The 14,342-nt window shown below is 42.5% G+C and carries 17 protein-coding genes; 3 read left to right on the forward strand and 14 right to left on the reverse strand.

Annotated elements, in window-relative coordinates:
- Position 1: 1 nt before the first annotated feature.
- The 5 genes from R7Z47_RS07455 to R7Z47_RS07475 are packed head-to-tail and all read right to left on the reverse strand — an operon-like array spanning position 2 to position 2,850.
- Entirely contained in the window at positions 2-157 is a 156-nt protein-coding gene (locus R7Z47_RS07455) for a hypothetical protein (RefSeq protein WP_005455304.1), read from the reverse strand.
- A gap of 58 nt (positions 158-215) precedes the next feature.
- Positions 216-2,033: a replication endonuclease gene (locus R7Z47_RS07460; RefSeq protein WP_025633888.1), complete on the reverse strand. Its 1,818-nt coding sequence runs from the start codon at positions 2,031-2,033 to the stop codon at positions 216-218.
- A 12-nt stretch (positions 2,034-2,045) separates the two neighbouring features.
- The gene (locus tag R7Z47_RS07465) at positions 2,046-2,399 is read right to left on the reverse strand and encodes a hypothetical protein (RefSeq protein WP_042765334.1); all 354 of its coding nucleotides are present in this window, start codon (positions 2,397-2,399) and stop codon (positions 2,046-2,048) included.
- Positions 2,400-2,401: 2 nt separating this feature from the next.
- Positions 2,402-2,662 (reverse strand): hypothetical protein, encoded by a 261-nt coding sequence (locus tag R7Z47_RS07470; protein ID WP_025504387.1) that lies wholly within the window; start codon positions 2,660-2,662, stop codon positions 2,402-2,404.
- Entirely contained in the window at positions 2,659-2,850 is a 192-nt protein-coding gene (locus tag R7Z47_RS07475) for a hypothetical protein (RefSeq protein WP_005482072.1), read from the reverse strand. Before R7Z47_RS07475 ends, R7Z47_RS07470 begins: the two co-directional genes overlap by 4 nt.
- Before the next feature lie 142 nt (positions 2,851-2,992).
- Between R7Z47_RS07475 and R7Z47_RS07480 the strand changes: the two genes are divergently transcribed.
- Positions 2,993-3,259 carry a helix-turn-helix domain-containing protein gene (locus tag R7Z47_RS07480; RefSeq protein WP_005388732.1) on the forward strand — a complete coding sequence of 89 codons (267 nt, stop codon included), beginning with the start codon at positions 2,993-2,995 and terminating at the stop codon, positions 3,257-3,259.
- 473 nt (positions 3,260-3,732) lie between these two features.
- Here the strand turns inward: R7Z47_RS07480 and R7Z47_RS07485 are convergent, their stop codons facing one another.
- Complete coding sequence (locus tag R7Z47_RS07485) at positions 3,733-4,083, reverse strand: hypothetical protein (RefSeq protein ID WP_262606740.1); 351 nt, start codon at positions 4,081-4,083, stop codon at positions 3,733-3,735.
- Positions 4,084-4,164: 81 nt separating this feature from the next.
- On the opposite strand from R7Z47_RS07485, the gene R7Z47_RS07490 reads away from it, so the two are divergent.
- Both R7Z47_RS07490 and R7Z47_RS07495 read left to right on the forward strand, forming a co-directional pair.
- Positions 4,165-5,004, forward strand: a complete 840-nt coding sequence (locus tag R7Z47_RS07490; RefSeq protein WP_025998628.1) for a LysR family transcriptional regulator — start codon at positions 4,165-4,167, stop codon at positions 5,002-5,004.
- A 296-nt stretch (positions 5,005-5,300) separates the two neighbouring features.
- Positions 5,301-5,513 (forward strand): hypothetical protein, encoded by a 213-nt coding sequence (locus tag R7Z47_RS07495; protein ID WP_005376260.1) that lies wholly within the window; start codon positions 5,301-5,303, stop codon positions 5,511-5,513.
- A gap of 90 nt (positions 5,514-5,603) precedes the next feature.
- On the opposite strand, the gene R7Z47_RS07500 is transcribed toward R7Z47_RS07495, so the two are convergent.
- The 8 genes from R7Z47_RS07500 to R7Z47_RS07535 form a co-directional block, all read right to left on the reverse strand.
- Complete coding sequence (locus tag R7Z47_RS07500) at positions 5,604-5,993, reverse strand: universal stress protein (protein ID WP_017634770.1); 390 nt, start codon at positions 5,991-5,993, stop codon at positions 5,604-5,606.
- Positions 5,994-6,866: 873 nt separating this feature from the next.
- Positions 6,867-7,028 (reverse strand): YoaH family protein, encoded by a 162-nt coding sequence (locus tag R7Z47_RS07505; RefSeq protein ID WP_005376257.1) that lies wholly within the window; start codon positions 7,026-7,028, stop codon positions 6,867-6,869.
- Between the two features lie 41 nt (positions 7,029-7,069).
- Positions 7,070-8,191: a conjugal transfer protein TraF gene (locus tag R7Z47_RS07510; RefSeq protein ID WP_005388052.1), complete on the reverse strand. Its 1,122-nt coding sequence runs from the start codon at positions 8,189-8,191 to the stop codon at positions 7,070-7,072.
- Between the two features lie 60 nt (positions 8,192-8,251).
- Positions 8,252-9,133, reverse strand: coding sequence for a DUF2861 family protein (locus R7Z47_RS07515; protein ID WP_005388048.1), 882 nt, complete (start codon positions 9,131-9,133; stop codon positions 8,252-8,254).
- 6 nt (positions 9,134-9,139) lie between these two features.
- Positions 9,140-9,802, reverse strand: a complete 663-nt coding sequence (gene vxrB / locus R7Z47_RS07520) for a response regulator transcription factor VxrB (RefSeq protein ID WP_005376251.1) — start codon at positions 9,800-9,802, stop codon at positions 9,140-9,142.
- Positions 9,777-11,231 carry a sensor histidine kinase VxrA gene (gene vxrA, locus R7Z47_RS07525; protein ID WP_262606739.1) on the reverse strand — a complete coding sequence of 485 codons (1,455 nt, stop codon included), beginning with the start codon at positions 11,229-11,231 and terminating at the stop codon, positions 9,777-9,779. Before vxrA ends, vxrB begins: the two co-directional genes overlap by 26 nt.
- Positions 11,232-11,386: 155 nt before the next feature.
- Positions 11,387-12,763, reverse strand: a complete 1,377-nt coding sequence (gene pntB, locus R7Z47_RS07530; protein ID WP_005376248.1) for a Re/Si-specific NAD(P)(+) transhydrogenase subunit beta — start codon at positions 12,761-12,763, stop codon at positions 11,387-11,389.
- A gap of 8 nt (positions 12,764-12,771) precedes the next feature.
- A complete protein-coding gene (locus R7Z47_RS07535; protein WP_262606738.1) occupies positions 12,772-14,328 on the reverse strand; it encodes a Re/Si-specific NAD(P)(+) transhydrogenase subunit alpha in 1,557 nt (518 codons plus the stop codon).
- Positions 14,329-14,342 lie beyond the last annotated feature (14 nt).

The raw sequence follows: 14,342 nt of genomic DNA on the forward strand, positions 1-14,342 counted from the left end.
TTTAAGCCTCGGCTAGTTCGTCGTCGGTATTCGGTTTTTTCTGAATCTGTTTGTTGACTTCTTTCATCCAGACCAGCAATAGACGCCAAAACACGCCGCCCTTGCTGCGCTTCACTTCGGCTTCCATTTCTTGGGTGATTTTGTCGATGGTACTCATTGGGTTGTCCTTTTACCTAGTTGCTGAAATCGTTGTCGCAAGCAATATCCCAAACGGGTTAAATCAGTCGTAATGTGTTGTTTTGTAATTTGATTGAGCAGTATTGGTCGATGGAAACCGTCGCCCCATTCGCCAACGGCTCTAATAGGCATTTCACTCCCTCAAAGCTCCATCCGGTGAGCTTCTTCAACTCCGTAATGAGTGGGGAGTTACAGTTATTTTCAGTGCTCCAAGACGTCGCTCCGCGACTTTTTAAAAGACGCTTTACGTCTTTCGTTTGCACGAGCGAATAGCACTCGCTGGCGGTTTCGATGACTTGACCGCACCACTCAAAACCAATGATTTTTTTGATTGGCTCGCCGTAGTCGTTTTTGTTTTCTTTGTAAGCCAACTTCGCGCCCTTAGCTAACTGACAAAACAGCGCCCATTTGGATGAGTCTGCCGCTTGTCTCAGTTCTTCTAGCTGATCATCTTTCTGGGTTTGTTCGGCTGTCGCTCGGCGTAAACTGCGCCACAAAGACACAGGCTCACCACCAAATTGCTGAAATTGGCGAATGCGGTGTACCGACGCCCAAGCGCGCACTTTAAATGCGCTTTCTTCGGCTTCGGTGTCTGGCATGTGTTTACCGTTGATGTTCTTCGAGACGTACTTGGCAATGTACGCCGTTGCGCCGCCCTTGCTTGGGTCGGCTTCTTTTACGTCAAAGCGTGGCGTGATGTCATCGCCCAGTTCTTCACGGTCTGGCGCAATCGCCTCACCGCGGAGAATACGAATGATGTTGGCTTTGTCTTTGTGAGAGCAAAACAAGAAATAGTGCGCGTGACTGGTTGCGTCTTTGTGCGGCTCGGCCACACGAAAGCCAAAGTATTCAATCTCCAACTTGGCCAACTTAGCGCGAGCAAGTGACCATTGGCGCATTAATTCGGCGTGTCCGTCTTTGACGCTTGAGCCGTCCCACTTTGGTGAATTGCGGTGATAACGGCTCGGCAGTGTCCACGTAATGAAAAGCGCGGTGTATTCCAGTTCGTCGGCCAGTTCTTCAAAGCCACGTGAGCGAACCATCATTTCAATACGGCGGTTCTCAGGGTTAGCAATGGTGCGCTTTGCCACTTCCTCTAATGGAAAGTGCTCGCCTGTTTCCTCGTTGTACACGCTCATCGACTTCATGTATTTCTCGGATTCGCGTTGCTTGCGCTTCCAGTTACTAAAGGAAATCTCTGACACGTATTTGCTTTGATGGCCTTTGTCACCCACACGGCTCATGGTGATTTGGGCGTACTCGATGTAGTCACCACGCAGACGCAGCAAACGACGTTCGACCCACTTTTCCGACTGCATTTTGAGTACGGCGGCTGTTAGCATTTGCTCTAACACTTCAACGTCTTTCGCGTTGAAGTTCACGTAAGGCGGCTTAATGTGAATAGTCTTAAGTAACGCTTTTTGCTCAGAATAAACCGCGGCTAACGCCTCAACAAAAGAGGCGTAACCCTCGGCATTTAGACTTGATAAAATCTCGGCACATTGGTCGGCGTACTTCTCCGCGAACTTAGTCAGCGCGTCGTCACGCATCAAGATATTGTGCGTCAATGGCTCGCTATGCGCGCCCTTGCGACTGTCGACAAACGAGTAACGATTCTCGATATGGTGTGCGCACTTCAAGCCAAATTTCACCGCGTCTTTGGCGGTTTTAATGACGTTTTCACGTGTGGCGTTTTGGCGCTGTGTGCGCGCCTCCACTTTACGGCGCACATCGTTGCGAACTATCGCGGGTAAACGTGGGAAGAATCGGCGTGAAAAGGCGCTTTGATGAATGGCATCATTGGCGAACGTCTTGCCCGCCATCTTGATTTCTATGGCTTTGGTGTCGAAATCCATGCATCCCCCTGATTAAAGGGAAGAATCCGCGCCCACTTGGGGCGCTTCATCTTGCTTGCGGATACGGTCAGCAACGCGCTCATTATTGCGCTTAATTGCCTGATATAATTTATATGCCCTTGCGCTCGTTGATGCGGTGGTGTTGAATTCAAAATTGCATAGACTGTTTGTATTCACTTCACTGTAACGGCGCAAATTGAACGAATAAAACTCAAGGCTATCAATATAAAGCGCAAGGTTGGTGGCTTCTGGTGCGCCTAATGTTTCGACCAAACGACCAAAGGCATAGTGAATCGCAGGAATGCTATTAGAGCGACGTGCGCCCCACATGTAAGAAAAGGCTTCACGAGCGGTTAACTTTTTCATGATTACGCCCCCTCAACTTGAGCCAATGACTCACCGTTATTTTGCGCGCCAAGCGTCGCCATACGTTGAGCCGTGTTAGTGATGTCAGTTAAGGTGTTGTTTTGTGCTTTGATGCAAGCGACAAGCGTCATCCCTTGGTAAAGCCAAAGCGAGGCTTCGACGGTTTCAAGTTCGAAACTGTCGAAGTAGATATGAGTTCCATTGTCTTGTGATGCAACAAGTTGGCGCTGATTGCGGCGCGATTTCCAGATACTAAGATTCATGCTACAACCCCCTGACGAAAACGTGTAGGAATGTAGGTCTGTTTCTTTTTAGGGAATTGCTCGGCGAACTTATCGCGTAATTCTGCGATTTTACGCAGAGATTTAGCCGTTTTGATTGGGTCTGGATTTGCACACCCTGCCATATCTGGGCAAGGTAAATGAATTGGGTTGGTAACAGTACGTTCCATGTTGTAGCCTCCGCAAGCTATTGATTTCCTGTCTCAAAAATAACGTTAAGGAAATCTTTTTAAGCACGCAAGTGGCTTGCGGTAGTGAAAGAAGCCAGACTATCCACTAAAATTTAACAACATTGCGAAAGGATGCGGGAACATGACTAATTACACAAATGTGCTTTTAGATAGACTGAAAACTCAGTTAGAGCTTACCTCTGACTATCAGTTAGCTAAAGTTTTGGACGTTGGCACAAGTAGAATTAGCAATTACCGCAATGGTCGCAGTGTTCTTGATTGGGAAATTGCCTTTAAAATCGCCGACTTACTAGGGTTGGATGATCAGGATGTGGTATACGGTTTACTCGAAGATAAGTCTATAAACCCCCGCTTAATCAATGCCTTACAAGCAGGGGCGCCAGCCTAGCCCCTCATTTACCAGCTTATACATAATACGAACTTAAAGGTTAGAAGATTAGCATTGGTGAAGTCAGTTTAGTTACACCGTATTTGGCTTTTGCTTCCTTGCAAGCTTCATCAGCTGTCTTGTATGGGCCATGAACTTCGATTCCACCACAGCGACCACTTGAACTGTATCTTTGGTTACGTCCGACACCATGCACGTTGGTTTTGCATCTTGCTCATTCAATATGAGTCAACATGGACACGCATTTGCTTAACCCAAACGTATAAGTACTAGATTACCTTTATAGGAACAAAGAATCTAACAGATGTAAACTCTCTACTTTTCAATCTATACCTAGATCTTTCTTCATATGTTCACTCAACTCGTTAGTGGTTCTTACATTAATCTTATGTTTGCAATGATGGATTCTCAACTCTTCACCAAATAATTTTGCTAGTGATTTGGTATACAAAGTACTAATATTATTTATTATTCTATACAATGTATCTTTCTGATAAACAGATCTTTTCGAATTTTGTATTGCAGTCTTCATATTTTAATATCCTTACACGTTTAACTTTATAATTTAAAAAATCAATTTCAACTTTTATTATTACTTTTTTCGATATGTAATGAGTCATTATCAATGATGCGCAATCAACAATTAAATCACCCGAATCCAACTTAGTAATTTCACGAGACAAAATTTCTATTTTTAAATCTTTATTTTCTATATTTAATCCGATTGAGTTAATTCCTTCAGGATATCGGTTTAACTTAATATCCAATATGGTTTTATTAAGATAGTAGTCTGCCATTATTTCATGGCGGCTTTTAAATATCATTGTCCCCCTCCGATGATGCAAGTTATACTTTCCCACCAGTTAAAAGACAACGTGACTCAGAGTTGCAAAAAGGTAACAATCATGGAATTGATGAACAATGAGCTGATCTGCTTTGCTGCCATTTGTAAACACCTCTCTCTTACAGAGGCATCAAAAGAACTTGGAAAGTCGAAAGCTCAAGTCAGCAGGCAGCTAGCAGCATTAGAAAAACAACTTGGCGTAACACTCGTCCACAGGACAACAAGGAAACTCGTTTTAACTGATCATGGCGAAAGCATTAGAGAGCTTGCTATCAAGACGTTAGAGAGTTTGCACGAGTTAAATTACAGAGCTAGCTCGTTGAGTGAATGCATTGATGGAAAGTTTAAAATCACAATGCCCAACTCTATAGCCTCTTCTATTTTTGGTTCTGTTCTTAAAGACTTACAAGAACGATATCCAAAAGTTGATTTTGAAATATCGTCAAGTAACAATGTAGAAAATTTATTAGAAAGCAATGTAGATTTAGCGATTAGGCTTAATAATGTTATTGATGACACTCTTATTGCACATAAAATTGGTGATTATAGTGATGTTTTGATATCTAGGGTAAGTAATGCCAACAACAAAACACTATTAATCTACAAACATCATTCGAATAAGGAATCAATTAAAAATCAATATACTGATGTTATCGAAGTTGATAACACCTCTATTTTAATAAACTTTGTTTCTGAGGGAGTTGGGGTTGGTGTCATTCCAAACTATCTTATTAAAAGTAACTATATAGACAAAAACATCCGAATATCGCAAACTTTTGATATAGAACGTTCCATGTATATTGCCTACCCTTATCAAAACCCTTTGCCAAGAAAGCTAGCTGAGATATCTACTTTTATTAGGTCTGAGTTATCACAAGTATTGAAGAGTGAGTCATTTTAGGGCGGTTGTTCAGATTTAGAATTTTGCGTTGTCTACTCAACTAGGCCTAACGCTAATCTTTGTAACATATTGTTTCAGCGGTATTTATTAACACCCCCATCTTTATGCTTGCTATCACAATGTGAGATGCTCTGCCGTCTTGTTATCAAGGTTTTGCGTGGAATAAATCACGTGGGGTAAACGATAGATTGACTTACATTAAAATTTTCATCAAAAGCAACTTTATATAAAATTGATTTCATACCAATCTATGTGTATCTTCTACCCATATCCCCACAATAACCAAGGAGAATGCCATGGATAAGCTACTCGCGTCTGCATTAGAAATTAAGCAGCGAACTATGGTGACTGGCTTTTTTGCTAGAAATGGATTCAAAATCGCTATGACCGATTTTGATGATGTCACTTTTGAGCGAGAAGGCGTGCAAGTTAACGTACATTTTGATCTGCAGTCAAACGCGGAGTCTGCATCTGTTTTATCTCATGAGGCATCAATCATTCCTGGCTAAAAACTTTTATTATCACCGATACACCAAGCCGAACATAAACGTTCGGCTTGTTAGTGACAAAAAATGATGAGTGCGAACAAGAGTTGTCGATCACTCGTCTAAATAGACGATTAATAAATCAGCTTCAACCTCGTTCACAACCTTTGGTATCGATGAAAAAAAGCGACTCAATAAGTTGTGATGATGACCACATACAACTAAGTCTATCCCCTCTTTTTTGACGATTCCCGATAGTTTTATATGAAGATCGCCGATTACTACCATGGTCTCGTTTACTGGATATAAGCATTTATCAGCGAGCTCTTGCAGCCTTCTTTCCAATTCTTGCTCTTCCTTCGCTTCCATGACTATGCGATCAACATCTACGTAAACAAATGAGAGTTTGCTGCTTGAGTTATCTGCTTGCATTATTGCTTTTTCGATAACGGCTTGGCTAGATTGAGATAAGTCGACAGCAACCAAAACGTGCTTATAACCCATCATTCCTCCCTAGGTTAGTTTTTGTTCTCATATTAAGTCTAGTCCACATAGAGCGAACACAACATCAAAACTACTGCTACATGATAGTTAAAGGAGTTTAGTGTAAAACAGGCAAATAGTTTTCATTGCAACCTTGTTGCTTCCTCTCATCCAAAGATAAACGATGTTTTTCCAATTTCTTCTCTAATTATCGGACTATTTAACAGGAAGGATGCCAGAAAACGTTACGTTGTAATGCGCGTTACTGCTCTTGATTTCTACTACTCTTGAGGATTCATATTACCCACTTCAACGTCGCCTAGTTTAGTAAAACTACTTTAGATTAAGCATATTCAATATGTAACGCTCCGCTCAAATCCAGGAGACGTATTTCGGCTAAAAAAGCAGCTCAATAAGATGAATTTCGATTCATCTATTACATATGTCTGCGAGTGCTTACTGTTCTTATATCGCTTATTTAATAACTCTAGTTTAATTATCGTTATAAGTTACGGTGTCTCTTTTTTCTTTTTTTAGCATAATCTTCTGTCTGAGAACGAAGCTCTCTTGGGTTTTGTAATTAAATTACAAGATCAATCGCGACCAATATGGTTGGCAGATTAAAAGACCGAGGTAAACAATTGATATAATAGAGTTTAACTTATAAGTTCTTTAAAAAATGCCTAACTACCTGCACTGTGTAAGCCAAGGTTAATATGATGAGGTAAAATTTTACTAACCCGCTATTTAGTTTTAAAGGTAATTGAACAAGATTACAATCATAGAGGTATAGTAAATTTTAGTTACAGCGTAACCAGGGTGGTGTTTGGGAATGTAAAGGAATAGAAAATAGAAAGGCAAAAAAACAGGGCGTATGCCCTGTCCATGAATTGATTAGTTTTGTTGCTGTTGTTTTTCTGCGTACTCAGATCGAATCCGTTCTGCAACAATTTTGATAGCTTCTGCAGTACTTGTGCCCTTCGCCATCAATTCTTGAATTCTCTCTACAGCTTGTTGTTGCTCTTGGTGAGATAGAGGGGGTAAATCGTCAAACATAAAAAGCTCCTCATTTTGAGGAGCTGACTATAACGATTCAATCAATAGGTAGCAAGGAAATTAATGGATGCACCCATAGCGTTCTCGTTTGTGTACTGAGCTGCGATATCCAATTCGAACAACTTAAGTGGAGACAACCCGATACCAGCAGTAATGGTTCCTTCGTCATTACTTCGAGCTAAGTTCTTCATATACCCTGCCCGTAATGCCATTTGACGCAAAATATCAAATTCAATACCAGCTCGAATCATTTGCGTATTATCATCAAAGGATGAAAAACGTTTTTCTTCGTTAAGATCGTAGTCAACACTCATCGTAAAGTAATCGGCAACAATCCCTGCCCCAACGGTGTATACAGGACGCATGCTATATTCGTATGATTTTATCGTATCGCTGCCATATTGGAATGATTTTGTTTTAACGTCTCTTCCGATCAAATTTTTCGCTGAAATACCGAGACGATATGGGCCAAAGAACCAAAGTGCGCCGGCGTCTAAGTTAAACATCGTTTCCGCGGTCTCATTTTCACGTAAGTCTTTAGTATCAAAATTCTGAAAACTCGTGGCGTATGAGTATGTGTATATACGCTGAAGTTTAGGAGTAACACCAAAAGAAAGGTGTTGGTTCATGAAATTAGTGTATTTAGCAAGTGAAATACCAGCTTCAGCCACGCCAATAGAAACACCTTGTACATAGCTATCATCTAATGGATTAGTACCTGAGGTATCAACATTTGGTTGTACGAATGATTCAGTGTATAGCTTACCGTATGCAGTTGCAGATAAGAATTTGTTGGGAATACCAATGGCAACGACACCACCAAGATCAAAGTCTGTCTTTTTCCCATCGATAGCATCCATCGATTTTTTGATTTCATCGACGTCTGTCAATTTGCTGATGCGTTCGATCTCATCAACTAGATCATATTGATCATCGTAGCTGCCACCAAAACTTGGCACGATCATGCCTGCATCGTCATTTCGGCGATAAATCGCAGTAAGAGCAGGGTTGAAAAAAGGCGCAGTTAGATAAGTTGCTGATACGGTACCAACGCCACCCATTGCATCACTACGAGCCTCTATCGCATAAGTAGCAGCAGAAGCAGCATTAGCGAAAAGAATAGTAGCAACAGAAGTGGCAAGAATTTTATATTTGTTTTTCATACTACACTTGTGATTTTAGTTCGTCCTGAACCTTTATCGGCACAAGTAGTATTTCTTTAACTATTCTTCCTGGGAAAGATCATAGGTTCGGCTAATAGTTTGAGCCTGCTCAACAATTATATCGCCCTGCCAACGGCGACTATTGATACTTACCGCCAATACGTATCTATCGTTTGGGACACCCGCTAGCTCCAATGAATTTGGATAGTTAGACTCATAAGTCTTTTTCCACATTTGCTCGTACTGGCCATCAATGTAGTCATACAAACCAACTTCAAGTTGCGGTAATGGACAATGGGGATTACGAAGTGCGCTCTTTTCTACTTTCCAATTCTCTTTAGATGTCCAACGAACATATTGAGAAGAGTTTGAATCTCCAAGTATTACCCAAGTTCGATACTCTTGTTTATCAGTAGAAACAACGGTTAAGTGATATAAACCAGCTTCAAGCTTGCCTGTTAAGTTATAGCGTTTCGAGTAACTACGCTCGTTGGCAAGTTCTGTCCCGTTCGGCTGTTGTTCATAGCTGAATGAACTGTCCGCGGATATAGAATCATCCACCCATCGATTAAATGAAATATTTTCGATGTCAGTTGTAGCTCTTAGCTTGATCACCAATCTAAATGTATCTCGCCCAGGGCTTTGAATAGTCTGACGAATAACGTTCACACCACTTATCCAATCAGGCAGCGTTACACCAGTGAGAGCCTTGCCACAGTTTTTAGATAGTGACTGACCAAGAAGATCATTAAGGTGAGGAGTCAAATCTTTACTTGGTTCCGTTTGCCAGAGTTCAACAAGAGAGTTGAACATACCCGCAAGATCATCTTCAAGTAAGTGTTGATGTGCCTGTGTTAAAGGCGTGTTAGTTTGAAACCAGTCCATCGCATGGACTGGTTTCACTAACGCTAATGAGACAACTACAGGGAGTAGTATTTTCATTACGACTTATGCTTTCATCTTGTAGCCAACACCACGAAGTGTTTCAATTTCCAGTCCTGGCAGTTTTTGACGAAGCTGTAATACATGTGTATCAACCGTACGTGTTGTCGGGAAGTGATTGTAACCCCAAACGTGGTCAAGTAGCTCATCACGAGTAAACACGCGACCTAAGTTTGACGCCAAAAATAGCAGCAAATCAAACTCTGTTCGAGTAAGCGTAATTAGCTCGTCTTTATAAGTCACTTCACGAGTCGAGCGGTCAATCTCTAAGTCTTTTGTAATCACTTTATCAGCGTTGCTTTGTTCTGCTGAATCCGGTGCTCGTAGCTGTGCACGGATTCTCGCAAAAAGCTCCGCTTCAGCAAAAGGCTTTGTTAAGTAGTCGTTCGCGCCGGAATCAAGGCCTGCAACTTTATCTTTTACGGTAACAAGTGCCGTTAACAAGATAACTGGTACGTCTTTAATCTGTTTCCATTCTGGGAGACATTGTACAGAGTCACCATCTGGGAGTTGGCGATCGAGAATTACCAAGTCAGCTTTTTTCCATTGTGGCTCTACGTCTGCAATACGCTCCACATGTAAACACTCATATCCTGCTTGTTCCAGGCTTACTAACAGGCCGTCAGCCAAGTTTTTATCGTCCTCAACGAGAAGCAGTGTCTGTTTCACAAGGTATCTCCAATATAAAAGTTGTAGGTGGTCCCATTAAGGACATTTTTCCGCCCATGCGGCCTACCATAGATTCAACGATTGTTAATCCAAGTCCTAACCCGCTCTTACTTACGAACGGTTTCTTCAAATTTGCCCAATCTTTAGCCGTTAGGCCTCCTGCATCTCGGACTTGGAATACTATTTTTTCTTCACTAGTTGAGGCATCCAATTCAACCGGTGCGACACCGTACTTAAGCGCATTACGAAGCAAGTTATCGATACAAGTTCCTAACCAGTACACATTAACTTTAGCAGCCACATCTTCATTGATGTTAAAAAGCACGGCACTATCAAATTCTTCTTCGATCTTAAATTCTAACCAATCTGCAACGGATGGTACCCAGTCTGTTGCAAGCATTTGGTTATCAGATTGCAAATAATCTTTACTCGCTTCTGCCAATTGACGCAGGCGGCGCGTATCTTCACACAATCTGCGGAATTCGTCATACACACTTTCAGGCAAATGCTCGAACTCTCGACGAAAGCCCTCAACCGTTAGTGATAGAGATGCAATCGGTGTTCTGAGCTCATGCGTTAAAATTTGCAACACGAGCATTCTACTACGTAGTTCTTCTCGCTTGCTATTCCAACGGTATACCGCCCAACCAATCACCAAAAGAATATTGGCGATTACCAGTATGATCATACTGATCCGCAAAACTTGCGAGTGATCTTCTACATCCCAACAAATATTGCCTCGTTTAACAAAGCAACTTTTGCTTTGAGAGGCTAGAGCGTATGACAGACCCGCATTCGCTACGTTCTCTTGCCAGATATCTTTCTCGAAAACAAAGTAACGGTCACCACGTCTTAGCCAAAGTTCATTACCTTCAATAAACATGCTCGCGCCTGCAATCAAAGCATTAATGGCGTCGTCATCCATGTTTTTCAAGCTTTCTAGCAACTCATCCCCTTCCTCGTTATCACGCTCTTTTATATGCATGTACTGAGATAGTTTGGGTTTGAGTTCTGGATACTTATCCACATAACGCGCCGCGTACGTCCCACCACCAGGGTGAATGAGACCACTACGCGAGAACCAACGAGGTGTCAGCTGCGTCCCTTTACAAATCGCTCTTGTAAATACTAAAGGCTCAGTAATTAAAGGACTTAATGGTAATTTGCCACGACAAGTATTCGCCAAGCTGTAAAGCTGTTGGATATCTTTTAACGGATAGTCAGACGTTTGCGGCAGAAGCGAATCTGGCGCAAGTAACTTGGTAGGATAATTTGATTGCAGAATACGAATATCGTACGACTTAAGAGCTACTTCATAGTTAAATAGCTCTGTAAACGTATCTATTCTTTCTGGTAGTGAATCGGAAAATGCAGGTGCCGAAAAAAGCGGCAATACAGTTGCAAAACCGAGCAAAAACTTTTTAATCAAACTGTTACCGTCACTTGTTACATTAGCCAAAACTATACATCAATCTACAAGCAATTGACATCAGCTAACAGAAGGATTTGCATTACTATAACATTGAAACGGAACAAAAAAGGGCCAGCGATTGCTGACCCTGTATAGTTTTAAATCAAGAATGGTTAAAGTGCTTTAAAAATAGACTCAACACTTTCTTTCGCATCACCAAATAGCATTGATGTATTTTCTTTGAAGAACAGTGGGTTCTGTACCCCTGCGTAACCCGTATTCATTGAGCGCTTGAATACCACTACGTTTTTCGCATTCCATACCTCCAATACGGGCATACCAGCGATTGGGCTGTTCGGATCTTCCAGTGCGGCTGGGTTGACCGTATCGTTAGCACCGATAACCAATACGGTATCGGTTTCAGCAAAGTCATCATTGATTTCATCCATTTCAAGAACGATATCATACGGTACTTTTGCTTCAGCGAGTAACACATTCATATGCCCCGGTAGACGACCCGCTACTGGGTGAATCCCAAAGCGAACTTCAATACCTTGTGAACGAAGTACATCAGTAATTTCATGAACAGGGTATTGTGCCTGAGCTACTGCCATGCCATATCCTGGAGTGATGATTACTGATTTTGAGTTCTTCAACATCTCTGCAACTTCTTCAGCCGTTGTTTCACGATATTCGCCCTGCTCTTCGTCACCTGAAATCACTATCTCTTGACCAAAACCACCGGCAATAACACTGATAAACGAACGGTTCATTGCTTTACACATGATGTAAGAAAGAATCGCACCTGATGAACCTACCAAAGCACCTGTTACAATCAATAGATCATTTGCTAGCATGAAACCTGCTGCCGCTGCTGCCCAACCTGAGTATGAGTTCAACATAGAGACAACAACTGGCATATCAGCACCACCGATTGAAGCGACTAAATGGTAGCCGAATGCGAACGCGATCAAAGTCATCACAATAAGAGCGAACATGCTGCCATCTGCTTTTACGAAGTAGATCATAAGAAGCGTAGAAATAACAACCGCTGCGAGGTTCATTTTGTGCTTATGAGGCAGGTTAAGTGGCGACGAAGAAATCACACCACGCAGCTTACCAAATGCGACAATTGAACCGGTGAAAGTTACGGCACCGATGAACACACCCAAGAATACTTCTACAAGGTGGATAACATGCTCAGCATGTGTTGCTGCTTCTGGCGCATCTAGGTAACTGTTGTAGCCAACTAAAACCGCAGCTAAACCTACAAAGCTGTGTAGAATCGCAACCAGTTCTGGCATCTCGGTCATTTCTACTTTCTTCGCATAGAAAATACCGATCGCACCACCTATCGCCATCGCGATAATGATCCAACCAAAACCTTGCGCATCTGGGCTAAAGATCGTCGCTATTAGCGCGATCGTCATACCAGCGATACCGTAGTAGTTACCATTACGAGCAGACTCTTGCTTTGAAAGCCCCGCCAAACTCATGATGAAAAATAATGCAGCAACAATGTAAGCTGCTTGTACTAATCCTGCAGACATTGTGACTCCTATTTATCTTTGCGGAACATTTCAAGCATACGCTTGGTGACGGTGAAACCACCGAAGATATTGATACTCGCGATCAATACGGCAATAAAAGATAGAAATGAAACGACGCCATTACCTTGTCCAATTTGCAGTAATGCACCAACGACAATAATGCCAGAGATAGCATTCGTTACTGACATTAGTGGAGTATGAAGTGCATGGGTAACATTCCATACTACGTAGTATCCGACAACACACGCTAGAACAAATACAGTAAAGTGAGAAAGAAACGCTGCCGGAGCAACCGATGCTACCCATGCAAAGGCTCCAACAGCCGCTGCCACACCAATAATTTTCTTCGTTGGAGACGTAGGTTCTTCTACTTTAGGCTCTGGCTTCACAGGCTGTTCTTGTTTCACTTGCGGCTGAGCTGAAACCTGAATTGGTGGCGCTGGCCAAGTAACTTCACCTTCTTTCACCACGGTAACGCCACGGATAACAACATCTTCAAAATCAATATTGATGTTGCCATCTTTCTCTTTACACAACAGTTTTAGAAGATTGACAAGGTTTGTCGCGTAAAGCTGAGAAGATTGTGTTGGCAAACGACCAACCATGTCAGTGTAACCAACAATTTTTACGCCGTTATCCGTCATGATAACTTGGTCTTTCACTGTATATTCACAGTTACCGCCATTAGCAGCTGCCAAGTCGACAATTACACTGCCCGCTTTCATGCTGTCGACCATTTCTTTGGTGATCAACTTCGGCGCAGGTTTACCAGGGATGAGCGCGGTCGTAATAATGATATCAACATCTTTAGCTTGCTCTGCGTATAACTCTGCCGCTTTTTTGTTGAAGTCATCAGACATTTCTTTTGCGTAGCCATCCCCAGAGCCAGACTCTTCTTGAAAGTCAACGGTCAGGAACTCAGCGCCCATCGATTCAACTTGCTCTTTTACTTCTGGGCGAACGTCAAACGCACGGACAATAGCACCTAAGCTACCTGCAGCACCGATAGCCGCCAAGCCAGCGACGCCAGCACCCGCAACCAATACTTTCGCTGGAGGTACTTTACCGGCAGCCGTAATTTGACCTGTAAAGAAACGACCAAACTCATGAGCTGCCTCAACCACTGCGCGATAACCAGCGATATTAGCCATCGAAGATAGCGCATCTAAGGCTTGTGCACGTGAGATACGAGGAACGGAATCCATGGCAAGAACGTTAATGTTCTTACTTGAAAGTTGTTCCATCAACTCAGCATTTTGAGCCGGCCAAATAAAGCTAACCAGTGTTGCTCCATCTTGCAGTAACGCAATTTCGTCAATGCCTTTCTCATCATCCACAATTGGCGCATTAACTTTTAAAATAAGGCCAGATGCCCAAACTTCTTCACTAGAAACGATTTTCGCACCAGCTGCTTCATAAGCGGCATCATCGAAACTCGCTAGCACCCCCGCTTGGGATTCAATCGCGACATCGAATCCCAATTTTATTAACTGCTCAACCGACTTCGGCGATGCAGCCACTCGCGATTCACCCGCGAGTATCTCTTTAGGTACACCGATTTGCAAAACGCATACTCCTT

Source organism: Vibrio sp. 1641 (assembly GCF_033339995.1).
GTDB lineage: Bacteria > Pseudomonadota > Gammaproteobacteria > Enterobacterales > Vibrionaceae > Vibrio > Vibrio alginolyticus.